19 protein-coding genes are annotated in these 17,335 nt (G+C 51.4%); 1 reads left to right on the top strand and 18 read right to left on the bottom strand.

Translation table 11 applies throughout. The features are described 5' to 3' along the window. Positions 1-17: 17 nt before the first annotated feature. The 18 genes from H7U37_RS02790 to H7U37_RS02705 all read right to left on the bottom strand — a co-directional run bounded on the left by H7U37_RS02790 (position 18) and on the right by H7U37_RS02705 (position 16,450). Complete coding sequence (locus H7U37_RS02790; protein WP_338049754.1) at positions 18-1,022, bottom strand: DUF6625 family protein; 1,005 nt, start codon at positions 1,020-1,022, stop codon at positions 18-20. 71 nt (positions 1,023-1,093) lie between these two features. Next, the gene (locus H7U37_RS02785; RefSeq protein ID WP_204873429.1) at positions 1,094-1,975 is read right to left on the bottom strand and encodes a glycosyltransferase family 2 protein; all 882 of its coding nucleotides are present in this window, start codon (positions 1,973-1,975) and stop codon (positions 1,094-1,096) included. A gap of 28 nt (positions 1,976-2,003) precedes the next feature. Further along, a complete protein-coding gene (locus tag H7U37_RS02780; protein ID WP_338049753.1) occupies positions 2,004-2,954 on the bottom strand; it encodes a glycosyltransferase family 2 protein in 951 nt (316 codons plus the stop codon). A gap of 22 nt (positions 2,955-2,976) precedes the next feature. Next, complete coding sequence (locus H7U37_RS02775; RefSeq protein ID WP_204873425.1) at positions 2,977-3,651, bottom strand: DUF1919 domain-containing protein; 675 nt, start codon at positions 3,649-3,651, stop codon at positions 2,977-2,979. A 1-nt stretch (position 3,652) separates the two neighbouring features. Continuing rightward, positions 3,653-4,627 carry a glycosyltransferase gene (locus tag H7U37_RS02770; protein WP_204873423.1) on the bottom strand — a complete coding sequence of 325 codons (975 nt, stop codon included), beginning with the start codon at positions 4,625-4,627 and terminating at the stop codon, positions 3,653-3,655. 9 nt (positions 4,628-4,636) lie between these two features. Then, complete coding sequence (locus tag H7U37_RS02765; RefSeq protein WP_204873421.1) at positions 4,637-5,626, bottom strand: glycosyltransferase family 2 protein; 990 nt, start codon at positions 5,624-5,626, stop codon at positions 4,637-4,639. A 19-nt stretch (positions 5,627-5,645) separates the two neighbouring features. Beyond that, positions 5,646-6,761 carry a glycosyltransferase gene (locus tag H7U37_RS02760; RefSeq protein ID WP_204873419.1) on the bottom strand — a complete coding sequence of 372 codons (1,116 nt, stop codon included), beginning with the start codon at positions 6,759-6,761 and terminating at the stop codon, positions 5,646-5,648. 9 nt (positions 6,762-6,770) lie between these two features. Beyond that, positions 6,771-7,586: a glycosyltransferase family 2 protein gene (locus H7U37_RS02755; RefSeq protein ID WP_204873418.1), complete on the bottom strand. Its 816-nt coding sequence runs from the start codon at positions 7,584-7,586 to the stop codon at positions 6,771-6,773. Between the two features lie 19 nt (positions 7,587-7,605). Beyond that, the gene (locus tag H7U37_RS02750; protein WP_204873417.1) at positions 7,606-8,649 is read right to left on the bottom strand and encodes a glycosyltransferase family 2 protein; all 1,044 of its coding nucleotides are present in this window, start codon (positions 8,647-8,649) and stop codon (positions 7,606-7,608) included. 12 nt (positions 8,650-8,661) lie between these two features. After that, entirely contained in the window at positions 8,662-9,759 is a 1,098-nt protein-coding gene (locus H7U37_RS02745) for an EpsG family protein (protein WP_204873416.1), read from the bottom strand. Continuing rightward, entirely contained in the window at positions 9,759-10,889 is a 1,131-nt protein-coding gene (locus H7U37_RS02740) for a glycosyltransferase family 4 protein (protein WP_204873415.1), read from the bottom strand. Before H7U37_RS02740 ends, H7U37_RS02745 begins: the two co-directional genes overlap by 1 nt. Next, the gene (locus H7U37_RS02735) at positions 10,886-11,734 is read right to left on the bottom strand and encodes an NAD-dependent epimerase/dehydratase family protein (protein WP_204873414.1); all 849 of its coding nucleotides are present in this window, start codon (positions 11,732-11,734) and stop codon (positions 10,886-10,888) included. The genes H7U37_RS02740 and H7U37_RS02735 overlap by 4 nt, the downstream gene beginning before the upstream one ends. Positions 11,735-11,736: 2 nt before the next feature. Beyond that, entirely contained in the window at positions 11,737-12,354 is a 618-nt protein-coding gene (locus H7U37_RS02730) for a sugar transferase (protein WP_204873413.1), read from the bottom strand. Between the two features lie 410 nt (positions 12,355-12,764). Further along, the gene (locus H7U37_RS02725) at positions 12,765-13,640 is read right to left on the bottom strand and encodes a LysR family transcriptional regulator (protein ID WP_204873412.1); all 876 of its coding nucleotides are present in this window, start codon (positions 13,638-13,640) and stop codon (positions 12,765-12,767) included. Between the two features lie 131 nt (positions 13,641-13,771). Then, positions 13,772-14,212, bottom strand: coding sequence for a cupin domain-containing protein (locus tag H7U37_RS02720; protein ID WP_204873410.1), 441 nt, complete (start codon positions 14,210-14,212; stop codon positions 13,772-13,774). An 11-nt stretch (positions 14,213-14,223) separates the two neighbouring features. Next, positions 14,224-15,351: an aldo/keto reductase gene (locus H7U37_RS02715; protein ID WP_204873408.1), complete on the bottom strand. Its 1,128-nt coding sequence runs from the start codon at positions 15,349-15,351 to the stop codon at positions 14,224-14,226. A 12-nt stretch (positions 15,352-15,363) separates the two neighbouring features. Further along, positions 15,364-16,089 carry a carboxymuconolactone decarboxylase family protein gene (locus H7U37_RS02710; RefSeq protein ID WP_204873406.1) on the bottom strand — a complete coding sequence of 242 codons (726 nt, stop codon included), beginning with the start codon at positions 16,087-16,089 and terminating at the stop codon, positions 15,364-15,366. After that, positions 16,076-16,450 carry a MerR family transcriptional regulator gene (locus tag H7U37_RS02705; protein WP_204873404.1) on the bottom strand — a complete coding sequence of 125 codons (375 nt, stop codon included), beginning with the start codon at positions 16,448-16,450 and terminating at the stop codon, positions 16,076-16,078. The genes H7U37_RS02710 and H7U37_RS02705 overlap by 14 nt, the downstream gene beginning before the upstream one ends. Positions 16,451-16,689: 239 nt before the next feature. On the opposite strand from H7U37_RS02705, the gene H7U37_RS02700 reads away from it, so the two are divergent. Beyond that, positions 16,690-17,172, top strand: coding sequence for a flavodoxin (locus H7U37_RS02700; protein ID WP_204873402.1), 483 nt, complete (start codon positions 16,690-16,692; stop codon positions 17,170-17,172). Positions 17,173-17,335: the final 163 nt, after the last annotated feature.

The following is a 17,335-nucleotide window of genomic DNA, read 5'->3' as shown; positions in this document are numbered from 1 at the left end:
TTTGTCATAGGTCGCCCTTACCCCTTCTCCTGCGTCCGCCGAAAGGGATGTCTGATGGGACTTGTCTTGACGATGATCCAATACAGCAGTTTTTTTACATTCCATCGTATTCTTTTTTTATTCAGGAGCGTATGGAGTCTGGCTTTACGCAAATACGCCTTTGGTATTGTTTCTCCCTCCAGCGGCAAAAAAGCATCCGGCACGCACAGAATGTTTTCAGAAAGCGGCTCTTCCGGAAGCTGCATATTCCGCTTTTGAAAATGAACGTATGCCACCTCTGTTTTGTCCCAGCTTCCATTTCTGTACCGCCACTGAAAGGCTTTTCCCTCTTCCCAGCTGGCAAAGCTGGTCCATTTCTCGACGTGGTCTGCACCATAGGACTGATTTCCTGTTGGGCGCTCCCGTTCAACCCTTCTAAAGTTGTCGTCATTGGGGTACACGTCAAAAAAAGAATCAAACATCCACACCTTTTTCTTTCCGTGCAAAAAAAGATGGTTGATGCTGATCCAGTCCCATTCATCAAAAACACAGGACGCTTCTGTGGAAAATACCTCTTGATATCTCAGCACCCCGTCAATCGGACGGGCAAACATCCGGTTGATCTCCTCCGAATTGCGGTAAAGAGTCATATGGCCCAGGTGTCCGATCTTATCAAATTCCTGAATCTTCTCAAATGGCAGGAAGCGCTTCAAATCGCCGAACAGCAAATCTATATCGCAATGGCCCCAATAATCATACTCTTTGATATATTGTTCAAAGATGTATCCGTAAGCCGGTTTGAAATCACACAGCTTATATGGCTTTTCCAAAGAAACGGGAAACGCAAATTTGCTCTTCACCAGCGCCTTCAGCGCATCCCAGGTCAGCTCCAACTGCCGTACATTATCCGGATAGGGACAGGGCTTTTTTATATCCGAGACAATCAGCCAATGATAATCCGGATTCTTTGCACAGGTTTTCAGGAACAACGCAAAATAATTGGGAAACGCCCCATAATAGGGCACAATAAAAACTACCTTCATCTGCTTCACCGTGCTATTCCGTTTTTTCAATTCACTTGCCCTGATGGTATGGTGCCGGAGGACTGGTCTTATCACCCAAGGGGATGTTTTATTTTATAAACCGCGCCGACAATTGCCATTTCTATTTTTGTCGCGCCGACATACCGTCCGATTTCTCCCAGCGGCGCCTTGTGGCGCATTTCACAGTAAAAAGAATAGTAGCTTGCAAACCGCTGCTTCCAGTTGTAGTTGGATTGAGCGATCATTTCTTTGATCCAGAGGCCGTAGCCCTGGGGATTATTGACCAGTATTTCATGTATTTTATTGGTCAGCCCAATTTCCTGATGCTCCCGGAGATAGATCACATCGTTGAAGCATCTGATCCGGTATCCGTCCGCCGCCATCCGGTTCCAGACCACAGCCTCGGTAATAAACGTCTCTCCCTCAAACTCAGGATATGGATAGGCCCGGTGGACATCGGTATACAAGACCCATGGCCGGTCATATCCAATAAAGTTGGCTGAATGGGGGTCTCTGTCGAAAAAAGTCGCGTCCATATAAGGCGCTTCAAAAATCGGGTTGGTAGGATGCCCCTGAGCGTCGCCGTCGCTCCCGGCAAAGCCGCAGTATTTCCCGTCAGCAGGCATGGCGGCGTCCCACCGGTCAACCAGTTCCAACGCATTGGGCGTGAGCAAATCATCTGAGTCCACAATGAAAAACAATTTTCCCCGGGCCAGCTCCAACGCCCGATTGATTTCTTTTTGTTTACCGCTGTTTTCAAATTTGTAGTAACGGATTGGAAATGGGTTTTTATCCCCCAGCAGCGCGGCAAAAAGCTCTTCTGTGCCGTCCGTAGAGCCGTCGTCAATGACCAGCCACTCAAAATCATGAAAGCTCTGCTGCTGTAAGCAGTGATAAAGAGACAAAATGATATGCTTCCTATTATAAGTCGGTGTAAATACTGTGATTTTCAATCATTTTTCTCCTTCTATTCCGTTTGATTCAAAAGCCGATCTGCAACCGGTTTCGTAGTCTGCATATTAGAGGAAAACTGATTCCGGCCAAAGAAAGCCATATTTTTTGCTTCATCGTGCTGGGCAGCTCCCCAATCTCTTTTTTTCCTTGACGAAAGTACCGCTGGGCAGTATTTACCGCCTCGTCCCGTTCCGTTCCTTTCATATACCGCAGTGCCATCTGGCCGCTGTACAGGCAGGAATTCAGCAGGCTTACCCGGGCAATTCCACCCAGTTGGGGAAAGTTACTGTCGATATACGCTTGACGTTCCCACTTTGCCTCCAGTGCGTCCAGCCGTTTGAGGCTATATCCCGAGTTCATGATGCTTCCGCTTCTCTGAAAATAGCAATACAGCCTCTTTTCGATCTTCACCACCCGGTTGGCCCGTCCGAATATTTGATAGGTCCAAAATTCATCCTCATTGGTCTTTCCCTTACGAAAAGCAATTCCCTTTATCACGGCGCTTCTGTAAATTTTATTCCACACATATTGGTGGAATACCCTATCCTGCATCAGAAGCGAAAGCGCTTGTTCGGTCTCATAGCAGACCGCCTCTTCCAAACACGGTTCTTCCTCCAAAGGGACTTCTCCGTCGGTTTTGATCATTTCACATTCGCAAATGTCAGCGTCTGCATAATGGGCCGCCTCGTACAGCGCTTGTATGTAATATTCAGACACCCAGTCGTCGCTGTCGACGAATACCATATATTCACCCGTGGCCGCTGCCATGCCCGCATTTCTGGCATCAGACAAGCCGCCGTTTTCCTTGTGGATTACCTTAATGCGGCTGTCCCGTTTCGCCCAGGCGTCGCACACGGCGGGACAATGATCGGGGGAACCATCGTCTACCAGGATGATTTCCAAATCAGGATATGTCTGCTCCACAATAGACTGTACGCACCGGTCCAAATAGGGTTCCACTTTATAAACAGGGATCACCACACTGATTCTATTTGTCACCTTATTGTCCCCTTTTTGAAAACGGCGCGCAATTCAATGAACCATCTGCCTCGTTGAGCCATCTCACATAATCAAAATATCGTTCATAGGTCCGCATCCCCGTCCAAGGATTTTTCTCCAATATATTTCCCACACACGGTTCATCTTTGTAGCAGTCCATGTATAGTACATATGGAACTTCTGGCCGCCTTTTAGACGAAAAGATGACTATACCACGGCATTTCACTTGACGGAGCGACTCTATCGCGTCATCCGAAATTCCATCCCGATCATTGAAAATGATAAACAAATTGTCCCATCGAATTCTTTTTTTCCGTTCTTCCCATTTTTTGCGCGCTTCTTCCGCGGTCTTGTAATGCGTAAAATAGATTCTAATATCATCCAGCAATGCAACTGGACATTGCTCTTCAGATGGAATAAACTTCAAATCCTGCTCTAAGTAGTAATCTATTTTTATTACAAATTTTGCAAATTGGTCGGAGTCAATTCTAAGATTAACTGTCGGAGAGTAAAATTTCACTCCAAGTTCATGATAAATAATGCCTCCTATGCAATTGGATGTAATTAAAGTGAAATCTCTATTTTGAAGCTTTTTTCTAGCCATATGGCGCCTTAAAAGCAAAAATGGATTCCCCTCTTTTAGAAAATGTTTTATCATTTCTTCTATATGTTCCATTTTACACCGTATCCCAATTGCTCTTAAAAATTTTTCTGTAAACTTTATTCGTTAAACCATAAAGTATTGGAGCGTAAAGCAGCATCATAAGCTTAATCTTAAATGTTAGGCGAAAATCATATTTTTCCCAATTTGTCTCAGCGAGCTTTTTTCGTATGTTTAACAGCTCCCCATCCCGACCGCTGGAAAGAAGCCATGCATACTCAATTGCCAATATCTCAATGTATCTCATTTGGGCTGCTGTCTCAAAGTTTGTATTAGCGCTATCTTTTGCAATCCACTCTGCAACAAAAAGCAAATCCTTTTCCCGCTTGTCCTGCTTGGTTCCAGAGCTAGTCGCGGACCCTTCTCGTTCAAACATTAAATATAGAGAGCGGTCAATATATACGCTACGTTCAGATTTTTTGAATAGCTGATACGCCATCAAAAAATCCTCATTGATTTTGAGATCTTCTCTGAAGGAGAGCCCATCTAACAACCGTCTATCAAAAAGCTTATTCCATAGGGAACCTACAAAGTGTCTCCCTGATAAAAGACAATCCATAGCTTCCTGATTGTTTTGTACCATTAACATACCAGTTCCAGAGATTTCTTTCGTACTTCCGTCCTTAGAAATACGCCGATATCCACAGTGTGAAATGGGTGCATCATATTCCTTAGCCAGATTTACCAGCACCTCATACATATTAGGAGCCAATGCGTCATCACTGTCTACAAAGCCTATATAATCCCCTGTCGCCATTGCAAGTCCGGCGTTTCTTGCAGTTGAGACTCCTTTGTTCTCTTGATGAATTACAGTTATTCTTGGATCTTTCTTTTGATATTCATCCAAGATTACCCCTGAGTTGTCCGGAGAGCCATCATCTACAGCTATAATCTGCAAATTTGTCCATGTTTGACCCAAGACGCTGTCGATACATCGCCTTAAGTATGCTTCTGTTTTGTAGACGGGAATAATAACAGAAATCAAGTCCATAAATAATTCTCATTCCTTAACGGGAGGCAAATTTTTATATTCAGGTGACTTTATATAACCTGCTCCATCCAGTATCCCAGATACAAATTTTTGATGATCTTCTTTCCTTTTTTTACCGCAATATACATTGATTCTAGAATAAATACACGCACAAACACATTGATAATAGAAGCAAACTCTATCCAGAAAGCGTTCCAAAATATTTCTGTGCCGACTAAGAAAAAAGCGATGCCAAAAAACCATTCGATTAAATCCCATCGAATAATTTACATTTGGTCTGCTCTGCAGCGCTCTCGTAGATGTTTTTGCATCCAAATGTTCATATAAGGCATTCGCCACAACAACTGTACGAATTCCTCGCAAATGGCCTTTATAGAACATGGTTTGGTCATCCATAGCTGCATAACCATGCGCATCTAACCATGTTTCTTCTTCCAGACAAATCCGGCGCATAGCCTCAGTTTCTGCATAGAAACATGTCCAAGCCAGGGATTCAGACGGATAGTACATACATTTCGAAGAATCAATATTTCGGTTATAAGAGTATCCTGTCGAACGTAATATTCGAACGTACATATTTCGCCATGGAAACATGGGGGCTGTATTCCCTAAAAGCATACTCGCAACCGCTTTCGCCCCCCTCTGTGGAAAAAAGCTTAAAAGCGGCCCTGCTGAAAGCTGCGCAATCCCATCTGCCAGAGGTTTATGCAATTTTTGTACAAAATCAGATGAAAACGCAACATCATCATCACAAAATAGAGCATATGGGGTGCGGCATTGCTCAAGTCCATAAAGGCGCTGACGTACCATCCCTTTGGGACAATAATAAAAAGATTCATTTCCTAACCGTTCTTCCGGCGGTTTTGTCCCCTCCGGCAAAACAATAATAATCTCCTCTGGCTCCGGCTGAAGTTCAGAAATACAAGATAATAGCTTAGCGTATTTTTCACCCGCCTGTCCAGTTGTCCGTATGATAACAGAATAATGTATCTTATTCATTTGAATTGTACACCCTAATTTATAAAGCCTCCAACATACGCTCTACTTCTTGGACTGTTTTCCCCGTGCTGAAAAAGCTTCCGCGTTCCTTTGCCTTACTTTTATAATGCGCCAGCTTTCCAGGCGTGGTCAGCATATCCCGTATGCCATGATAAAGCGCTTCTTCCTCATTCTCCGTAATTATACCGTATTCATTGTCACCCAGCATTTCTTCCATACCGGACACTTTTGTGGTAACTACGGGCGTGCCCACAATCAGGGCCTCCGTGGCGGCCGTGGAAAAGCCTTCCGCATGAGACGCGCACACAAAGAGATCGCAAGCAGCAATATATTTATATGGGTTGGTTTGATAACCCAAAAAAGTGACAGAGCCATACAGACCATTTTCTTTGATCCATTTTTCCATGCGCTCTCTCTCAGGGCCTTCTCCCAGCAGATAGGTATGCACCGGCAAATGATCTTCTTCCAAAAGCCGCTTCTGGATGCGCAGTAACCGGTCGAAACCTTTTGTCGGCACCAGCTTTCCCACCCCCACAAGCTTCCACTTCTCTTGCGGGAATTCCTTCTTCTCTACCTCTTCCCCAGCTTTGGCTTGGATTACGTCGCTTTCCACCGTGTTGTACAAAACATCCACAGGAGATTTTAAGGAAAAAATGGATTGAAAATCCTCTGCAACACTTTTCGCAACACAGATCGTCCGGTCAAACCGGGCATAGCAGCCGCGCGCCTCCGCTGGACTGCGAAACGAACGTGCCGCTTTCTCCATCGTGTGCTGCTCAATATGAATCCAGGAAACCAACTTGGTCCCATCATCTGGACAACCGCTGACGATTCTGGCGCTGGGTCCCTCCAGATAGGACACAATGATATCGTATTTTTCCTTGATGTAGTGCCGAAATAACTGCTTGGGCGAAAACAGCTTCATAATTTTGCTGTTCCCGGGGATCAACCGGCTATGTCCATGGAGCAGCCGCACTTCCGGAGAGAGAAACGGCTCATTGACGCCCCCTCCAAACAAAGCCAATACGCTGACAGCAAAGCGCTCTTGATCCATATGATTGACCAGATTGACCAGTACCTTTTCAGCGCCGCCATGGTGTAAATCATGGATGACAAACAATACTTTTTTTCTCATAGATTTTACTTATCCTACGCTCCTGGTCCTTAGCTCATGGTATGTTTTCATGACAAACGACGGCATGATGCTGCTGACAAGCGGCTTTATAAGATAAAAGTAGTAGTAAAACGGATAGTCCAGCATCCGGAAGCCTTTCCAGCATACCTTCAAAAGATCAATCCCGTACCGCAATTTCCGCCGCTGAAACGCCTTCCGGTCTTCACGGACCTTGTAAAGCGGTTCCTGAAGATTGCAACCGCTGAATCCTTCCTTAAAAAACCTGAACCAGAGTTCGGCATCCTCGCATCTGCGCGTTTCGGTGCATACCCGGTATCCATTCAACGCATCATAGGCGTATTTTCTCATCATAATGGTGGCATGGGTAAAGGGAGTCTTTTTACGCATCGTATACTTATCCGGGAATTCCTGTATCCCCTTGACGCCAATGTCCCCGTTTTCATCAAACATCATCATCTGGCTTCCAACCACTTGATATTCCTGATGCTCGTCTAAAAAAGCGGCCAATTTTTCCAAGCGGCTGGGAACGGACAAATCATCGCCATCCATCCGGGCGATATACTCTCCCGAAGCATATTGCAGACAATGATTGAGACTGGCCGCCAAACGGCTGTTTTTTTCGTTTGACAACAAAACAAATTTATCCGGATATTGTTTTTTGTATTCTTCCAGTATCTTGTAGGTGCCATCCGTAGAGCAGTCGTCGCAAATCACAAACTCCCAGTCCTGAAAGGTCTGATTCAAAATGGAATCAATAGCCTCCGGCAGTGTTTTTTCGCAATTATACACGCCCATAATGATGGAAACCTTAGGAGAAGCCGGCATAATAACTTATCCTCTCTTTTTATTTTCTCAAAAAATTGATGCACCAGCAGAGCAAATAGACACCAAATGTAAATCTTCTTTGGGCAAACCAAAAAAACGCTTTCCAGTGAATGGGAAATATGCCCAGCGGAAGCGTACCATAGGCGCTGTGACATCTGGGATCTGTCAGAATGGCGTTTATTCCCGCATATCTCGCCCGCATACCGGATGGATTTTCCAGTTCATTCAGCCCCAGGCTGATCAGGCTCAGCGCGATTCGGTTGCTGAGCGCCTCCTGTCCATCTGGAAGTTCCGGATGGGACTTTATGTAGTCTGACATGTAGTCAAACAAGACCTGTTGCTTTTGAAACAGATCTTTCTTGAAAGATTGTGTAATGGAGGCGGAATTATCCCGCCTGTAATGGTAAAAGGGGCGATTGAGGAATACCGCCTTTTGCACAAAAGCAAAGGCATTCAAGTTAAATAGTCCATCTTCATAGGTGCCAAAATACCGAATATCCGGCACTCGGATGTCATGGTCGGCAATGATGGACCGGCGGTACAGCTTCCCCCAGAGCGTACACAGCGCGTCCGCCGTCTCCGGATGGGCAAGCTCCCGACCGACCAGACCGATCATCCGGCGATGCAGTTCCCGGCAGCCTTCCCCGTCAAACAACAGCTCTTCCTCATCAAAAATATGCTTTACCTGTCGGTGGCTGCCATATTCTCTTATATACGTCCACATCACTACATCCGCCCGGGTCCGCTCCATCGCCTCCACCGCGGATTGACAGGTATTCAGCTCCAGCCAGTCATCGCCGTCCACAAACATCAGGTATTCCCCGGTCGCATGACGCAAGGCAAGATTTCTGGCCTGAGATACCCCCATATTCCGCTGAAAAAAGGCGCTGACTCTCCGATCCTTTTCCGTATATCGCCGTAAGACTTCACCGGACGCATCCGTGGAGCCGTCATCCACACATATAATCTCCAGATCCTGATAGGTCTGCTGGAGAAGGCTGTCCAAACACTGCGGCAGATACTGCTCCGCATTGTAGACAGGAACGATCACACTGATTTTCATATACAGTCCTTTTTAGTACAAACTGACGCCCCAGCTGACAGTCATCTGATAATAACAGAACGCCATATAGAAGCAAATCAGCAATACTTTTACCAATCTTGCGGAGCGGCGCTCAAAAATGGCCTCAATTTCCCAGGGCAGCAGGATATAGTTATACAGAGAAAAGAAAATAGGGAGCCGTCCAACATAAATTCCACTTGTAAACATGGAAAGAATATAAAATCCCAGAGAAAGAAGCGACATATTGACAGAAAGATTGATGACCGGACTGTCATAATAATCGATCTGTCTTTTCCCGATCAGCGCCAGAACCACGGGCACCGCATAGACAAGCACCCGTAAAATATTTGTTCCGTCATCCTCGGCAAATTGTGATACGACATCATCATACTGGGTATTGCTGAGCACCGTCTCCAAAAAATCGGTAAATTGATTCAAAAATATGATAGCAGCCGCAATTGCCACAAAGAAAAGCAAGGTTTTTTTGTTCAATGCCTTCCCCTGCACCAGAAAGGCCGCCGGGATGAGCAGCAGCGCGGAAAGGTGAAACGTCGCTCCAAGGAGGGTCAAGACGATAAAGGCGACGTATCGTTTCCGCAGCAGCAGACCCATCGCGGCAAACAGGACCGCGGCCGGAATGAATTGGCGCATACCGTTAAAGAGCCACTGGTAGCAGTCACAGGACGCGACAAACAAAAAGGCGCTCATGGCCAGGGAGCAGGAGTATTTTTGATAGGTCAGCAGGACACACAGCGCGCAGATTGCGGCAATGATGGTAAAATAAAGGACATCGTTGTTTCCAATGATCGATTTGACAATAATTTGAAAAACGCCGTATCCCGGGTCCTGGGGCTGGGACATCAAATAGCTTGGGATGGCAAAAATACTGTCCGCCGCATCTTGAAATCCGATGCGATACAGGGTCGTATCTGCCACATATCCCCGCGTGCCCGCCCAGACAATAATCGGAATTGCAATGGCCCAGGCCGCCGCTTTGGGGAAGCGGCACTCCTCTTGTCCGTATTGTGTGACCAGTCGCCGTGTGCCCGCCAGGAAAACAGCCGCTGTGACGATGGCGATCCAAATGAGAATTGTAATCGTGTTGAGCATTACACCGCTCCATTCATTGTGGTCCGATAGATATTTGCCATGCGCTCCAATACAGCCTCTTCGGAAAACCCAACTATCTTTTCCCGATTATACGCTGCCATATCGGCATTGGACGACGAGGTTATACATTGCGTCAATGCCTGTGTAAAGCCGGCGGTATCCGCCGCGTCCACCAGGTATCCGCCCAGTCCCTCGTCGATCAGATCGGTATTGCCGCGAATGCGGGAACAGACAATGGGCAGACCGCAGGCCATGGCCTCCATGACCGCCACCGGCAGCCCTTCCTGCAAGGACGGAAAGAAAAACACATCCGCCGCGTGGAGCAGATCCGGAATATCGCTCCGAAAGCCCAGCAGCTTGATTTTGTCCTCCAGTCCCTTGTCCGCGATATGCTGCCGCAGCTGGGATTCCTTGTCTCCGATTCCGGCAATATAAAATCTAAAATCAGCAGGCGTGTCCAACGCGGCCACCGCCTCAATGGCAACATTATAGTTCTTTCTTGCGATGAGTTCACCAACGGACAGAATAAAGACGGCGTCCGGCGGGATACCCAATGCGGCTCTGACCGCGTCGCGGGGTTGGTGCCTGGAAAATTTCTCGAGATCTATCCCGACACCCGGCACATATTCGATCCGGGGACAGGGAAATTTGTGTGCGGCCTGCTCATCCTCCCGATTCATGGTCAGGATGACATCCGTCCATCTGGCCAGAAACCGTTCCGCCGGATAGTAGAGCAGCCAATTTTTCATGGGAGCGCCACGGTAAAAATGGAAGCCATGGGCCGTGTAGATAACCTTGGTCCCGGCCCGGCGGCTCTTTCGGGCGGCCAGGCGGGCAATGACGGCGCCCATGGGCGTATGGCAGTGGATGATGTCATAATGGGTCTCATCCAAACGCTGTTTCAGCATCTTAAAAGCCCGAAGGTTGCTGGAATCAAACGGGCTGCGGGCAAACGGGATATCGTAAAAGTGGTCGCAGTAGGGGATCACACATTCTTCCGGATGTGCATAGTCGTTTTTTGCCGCCACGTCCACCTGCCACCCCTGCTCATGAAACCACTTCAGATAGGGAATGTGGAACCGGGCAATGTGCAGCTGTACCACGGTGGCCACAAAGAGCACCTTTTTCATTCCGCACTCCCTTCCGTCCGGGCGACGGCCTCTTCCAAGGTGCGCACCACGCTGTGGTCATCGGTACTGGGCGCATAGTAAAGACTGCCGAAGGCTTTCCGTGCGGCGGAAACAGGCAGCATGGCCAGAATCCGCCCAAAGCCGGGAACCATCGCCTTCTGTTTGCCGTGCGCCGCCGCAATGAGCCGCACCATGTCTGATGTACAGATATAAAAAGGGTCCTGCGGTAAAAGAACCGTGCCGCTTTGTCCATCGATGGCCCACTGCATCCAGGCACAGAGGTTATCAATATGGATCATACTGCGCTTATTTTTGACCGCCGGAAAAACGGGAACCCTGCACGCAATGCGGCGAAGGGTCTGATAATTTCCGCGGCAGTTCTTACCGTATACCATGGGCGGGCGCAAAATACACACACGAAAGCTGGTAGAATGCAGCGCCGTCAGCTTCTCCTCCGCCATTTTTTTGGAGCGTCCGTATTCGTTTTTGGGACAAAGCGGGGTACTGCGATCAATTTCTCCCGCTTCAACCCCGTAGACGCTCATGGAGCTCAGATAAAGGAATTGCCCGACGCCGTCTTTTTTCGCCTTTTGCGCGCTTGCAACAGCCAGATCACAATTTACAGGCATATATGGCGCCTCTTTGCCTTCTTTGGATGAAAGGTGCGCGATCCCGGCCGCAAAAATGACTGCATCCGCCCGGGAAAAGTCAAATGTCTCCGGCCGGAATTCCCTTGCCGCGATGGTATAGACCGTATATTTTTCCGGTTCTTTTTTTAGCCATTCCGCAAATGCGGACCCAATATATCCATTTTTTCCAATGATGTAAATTTGCTTCACGGGCATTCTCACCGCTCCATGTTTTCTTTGCCTGCCCCGGTGCCGCCCTCGACCACGCCGTCGCTGCGGAGAACGCGGAAAATGGTGCCAAAAAAGCACTTGACGTCAAAGGGGAAGGAGAGCTTCTCCACATACTCGCCGTCAAACCGAGCCTTTACGTCGATCTCCAGCTCGTCCCGGCCGTTGATCTGGGCCCAGCCGGTCAGACCCGGCGGCACGTCATTGGCCCCGTACTTGTCCCGCTCGGCCAGCAGGTCCTCCTGGTTCCACAGCGCCGGCCGGGGACCAATCACCGACATATCCCCCTTTAGAATGTTCCAGATCTGAGGCAGCTCGTCCAGCGAGGTGCGGCGCAGCACCTTCCCCACCTTGGTGATGTACTGCTCCGGGTCCCGCAGCAGATGGGTGGGCATATCATGGGGGGTGTCCAGCTTCATACTGCGGAATTTATACAGCTGAAAATAGGTCTTATGGTTCCCCACTCGTTTCTGCGCAAAGAAAACAGGGGCCTTCCAGCCGTCCTCCAGCTTGATGGCCATGACCACGCCGAGAAAAACCGGCGAAAGCACAACCAGCCCCACGCCGGACAGCAAAATATCAATTCCTCTCTTACATCTGAGGTACATCTGTTGTCCGCCTGTCAGCTGTGGGCGGCTCTCTTTTTCCAATGCCGATGCCGGCATATCATTCACATCCAATCTGACGAATTCTTCTATATGATACAAAATAAATCGACTCACTTTTCCTGTTCTCCCCTCGGAGCTCAGTTAAATTTTATTATAACACTTCTTTCCAAAAAAGGCTATCTAATCATGTGGAATATAGCTGGTTTTTTTGATGAAATATCTGATTTCTTTTTATCTTTTATGTGGCATATTCTATATTTTCCCTTTGTGTCCGCCGCTCGTCCCCACGGGCCGCACGGGTCGTCACCATTCATCGGGTACGCTTTTCGCCTCGGCCTCCTCTACCATTGGAGAGTAACCCGCTCAAAAAAACGCATGGAGCATCCCCACGAATGCTCCATGTTTTTCCCTCACCGTTTATGGTCAATCTCACGCTTTATGTGTTCCAGCAGCGCCCCCATGGCCGGCGGAAAGGTCTCGGTCTTTTTCCAGGCCAGCACCGTGCTCGCCTCCAGCGGCGGAGAGAGCGGCAGAAAGCGGAGTCCCTGGTACTCACAGCGCAGCTTAATCGTCAAAAAGGCCCCCATGCCGGCCCTGGCAAGCTGGGCCATATTGTAGGGCAAATTTCCGGTGGCGGCTACCTGGAGCTGCCGGCCATAGGGTCCGAACCATCGCTCCAGCTCCTTTTGTACCAGGTCCCGCTGCGTAAAGATCAGAGGCACCCCCACAAGCTCCCGGGCCGTGACGGCCTCCCGCTCCGCCAGGGGGTCGTCCGCCCGGACATGGATGCCCCACTGCTCCTTCACCGGCAGGCGGATAAAATCATACTTGCTGATATCCACCGGCTCCAGCAGCAGGCCCAGGTCCAGCATTCCCCCTTCGATGCGCTCCTTCGTGTTGTCCGCGTTGCCGCTGTAGATCCGATAGGTCACCTGCGGATGAAGGGCCTGGAAGGAGGTCAGCAGCTCCGCAAGAAGGCTCATCCCCTCCAAATCTCCGCTGCCGATGGAGATCTCCCCCCGCAGCTCCGGCGCCTGGCGGAATTCCCGGGCGGTCTTGTCCGCCAGCTCCACCAGCTCCTGGGCCCGGCGGCGCAGCAGCATCCCCTCGTCCGTCAGGACGATATGATAGCGGCTGCGGTGGAAAAGCCGCACCCCCAGCTCCTCCTCCAGCTGCATCAGCTGCCGGGAAAGGGTGGGCTGCGTCAGGTGGAGCAAGGCCGCCGCTTTTGTGATGTTCTCTTCCCGGGCCACCGCCAAAAAGTACCGCAATACCCGAAGCTCCATCTCTTTCACCTCTTTTTTCCCATCCTACCATATTCGCCGCCCTTCCACAAGACAAAAACGCCGCGGGAACGACGGGCGGAAAAACGGCGGGCACCGGACGGCACCGGTCCCCGCCGTATCTCATTTATCCGTTATCCGTGCAGCTGCGCGTATTCCTCGTCGGAAACGGCTTCTAACCACTGGTTGGAGGTCTCTTTTCCCGGCACCTCCACGGCAATATGGGCAAACCAGCTGTCCCGCTTGGCGCCGTGCCAGTGCTTGACCCCGGCGGGAATGGTGATGACCATGCCGGGCGTCAGACTGACCGCCGCCTTGCCCGCCTCCTGATACCAGCCCTCTCCCGCGGTACAGATGAGCAGCTGTCCGCCGCCATCCTTGGCGTGGTGGATGTGCCAGTTGTTGCGGCACCCCGGCGCAAAGGTCACATTGGCCAGAAACACCGGACACCGGCCGGGTACCGTCAGCGGATTCAGGTAGGAATTGCCCACGAAAAACCGCGCGTAGTCGCTGTTCTCCTTCCCCAGACCAAACACATTTTCCCGCTCAAAGGTTTTCAGGTCCATACACTTCATAAAAACCCTCCTTACAGCATGGCGCTGAACTCCGCCATGGCCTCCGAGATCTTCAGCTGCTGGGGACACACCGCCTCGCAGCTGCGGCAGCCCACGCAGGCGCCGGGCCGCTTGTCCGCCGGGATGGCCGAGAGGGCCATGGGGGCGATGAAGCCGCCGCCGGTGAACCGGTGCTCATTGTACAGCGCCAGCAAATGGGGAATGTCCAGCCCCTGGGGACAGTGGGCGGTACAGTACCGGCAGGCGGTGCAGGCCAGCGCCTTGGAGTTGGTCATCTCTTCCCCCAAGGCCAGAACGGCCTTCTGTTCTCCGTCAGACAGGGGCTCTTCCGTCTCAAAGGTCTCCAGGTTGTCCTTCATTTGCTCCAGGTCGGACATGCCGGACAGAATGACGGTCACGCCTGGAATGCTTTGGAGGAAGCGGAAGGCCCAGGCGGGCGCGGAACGCTCCGGCCGGAGCGCCTGGAGCATGGCGAGCTCCTTCTCGCTGAGCCGGGCCAGCCGTCCGCCCCGGAGCGGCTCCATCACCCACACCGGGATGTGGTACCGCTCCAGCAGCTCCACCTTCTCCTTTCCCCCCTGAAAACGCCAGTCCACATAATTGAGCTGGAGCTGACAAAATTCCATATGCGCCCCATACGCCTCCAAAAACCGCTTGAGCACCGGCATGGCGCCGTGGCAGGAAAAGCCCAGATGGCGGATGCGGCCCTTCTTCTTCTGCTCCAGCAGGTAGTCCAGAATGCCGTACTTGGGGTCCAGATAGGCGTCAATGTTCATCTCGCACACGTTGTGGAAGAGATAGAAGTCAAAATACTCCACCCGGCACTTTTTCAGCTGCGCTTCAAAAATCTCCGCCGCCTTGTCCATGTTGGAGAGATCATAGCCGGGGAACTTGTCGGCCAGATAGAACGTTTCACGGGGATAGGCGGACAGGGCTGTTCCGATGGCCGTCTCCGAATGGCCCCCATGGTAGCCCCAAGCGGTGTCGTAATAGTTGACGCCCCACTCCATGGCGCAGGCCACCATCTCCTCCACGGCGGACTGGTCCACCGCCCCGTCGGCTCCCCCCACCACCGGAAGGCGCATGCAACCCATGCCCAGATTGGAAAGCTTTTGGCCCTGATACTTTTTATAAATCATAAAAGCAGCTCCTTATTCCCTTTCTTTGGCGGCCTCATGGACGCAGCGCAGCGCGTTGAGGCTGCGGGGATAGCCGATGTAGGGCAAGCACTGGCACACCACGTCGATGAGAAAGCGCTTGTCATTGCCGATGCGCAGATTGCCGGCGGCATGGCTCACCAGCTGGGGCTCACAGCCCCCCTGGGCGGCCAGAAAGCAGAAGGTGATGAGCTCCCGCTGCCCATGGTCCAGTCCGCCTCTCGTATAGTAGTCGCCAAAGCAGTTGCCGGCCAGCCAGCGGTTGACGCGGCGGCTCTCCTCCGGACCGCTGTTTTGGAATCCCCGCATCCCTTCCCCAAAAATGTCCACCTGGACCTGGTTGCCTTCCTCAATCCGGGTCTCCGGCGCGGTGGTTCCCTGGGGCGGCAGCGGAAGCGGCACCCCTTCCCCCTCCAGCGCCTGGTTGGCCGCGTGCAGGAAGGGCAGCGTACGGCCCAGTCCCAGATAGGCCGTCCCCTGATAGACCAATTCCTTCAACTCCACGGGAGTCACGCCGTGCCGCAGGGCCTCCGGCACCGCGGCGCGGAAGGCGTCCGCCCCCTGACAGCCCATCAGGGCCGCCAGAATGGCCAGAAACCGGGTCTTATCGTCCAGACGGCTCTCCCGGATCACCTCGTCAAAGGCAAAGGCGGAGAAGAAGGACGCAAACTCCGGGTCCTTCTCCGCCAGTTGTAAGCGGAGCTGTTCAAATGCATGCATTCTTTGGTACCTCCCTCTGTTTGTTCCGAATCTCATAGCGCAGATCGTCCAGCCGCTGAAGCTGGCGCTCCTTGAAGTGGATCTCATCCAGGGCGGCGGCGCGCCGGACCTCCAGCATTCGGAGCCGCTGCTCCTCCGTGTGGGGACGCTCCAGCAGGAGACGCATATAGGCCTCCACCTCCGCAGCGGTAAAGCCCACGTCGTGCAGCGTCATTATGACGCTCAGCCGTTCCAGGTCCGTCTCGTCGTACTGCCAGTCCCCCATGACCTTCTTGACCGCCCCGCACAGCCCCCAGCTCTCATATGTCCGCAAAATGTGCATGGGAATTTCGTAGCGCTCGCTTGCCTCCTCTATGGTCATACCGCAGCCTCCAAATGAAAAAATGCAGGTGTCCTCCTCCGGACAGCTCTATTGTAAGACGGTTTTTTCCCCCTGTCTAATGCCTGGTTTGGATGACCAGAAATAGCGTAAAAGCATTTTTACGCCTTTCTGCGCCGGAGCGGGTCAAAAATGCTTTTTAAGAATCGCCGTCCATAGGAAATCGGTATTTTACATCTCCGACAAAGGGCGCTACAATAAGGGAAAAGGAGGCGTTTTTTATGAAAAAAGCATTGGTCGCTTATTTTTCCGCCACCGGTACCACCGCCAAGGCGGCAAAGGCGCTGGCCGGCGCGGCGGGAGCGGACCTCTATGAGATCAGACCCGCCGTCCCCTATACCGGCGCGGATCTCAACTGGATGGACAAGAGCTCCCGCAGCAGCGTGGAAATGAAGGACAAGCAGTCCCGCCCGGCTCTGGCCGACGGAGACGCCCCCGTGGCCGGCGCCGACGTGATCTTTCTGGGCTTCCCCATCTGGTGGTATGTGGCCCCCGCCATCGTCAATACCTTCCTGGAGCGCTACGACTTCTCGGGCAAAACCATCGTCCTCTTCGCCACCTCCGGCGGAAGCGGCCTGGGCAGATCGGCGGAGGGTCTGCGCGCCAGCGCCCCCGGCGCCAGAATCGTGGACGGACGGCTGCTCAACGGCCGGCTCAGCCCGGCGGAGCTGAAGGATTGGGCGCAATCCCTGACGCTGGAGTAACCCCTTACAATCCCGCCAAACAAGACGGAAGCGGCATGGAATGCTCCATGCCGCTCAGTCTGTCGAAGAAGTGGAAGGTGGTGCAGGAAACGTCAAAATGCCTGCATGGATGCGGGCGACCACAAGGGTCGCCCCTACAAGACGGGAGGGGATCGCACTCCCC

Source organism: Pseudoflavonifractor phocaeensis (genome assembly GCF_016901735.1).
Classification (GTDB): domain Bacteria; phylum Bacillota; class Clostridia; order Oscillospirales; family Oscillospiraceae; genus Pseudoflavonifractor_A.
Note: the sequence above shows the minus strand (reverse complement) of the source record. Positions and strands in the feature narration are given on the sequence as shown.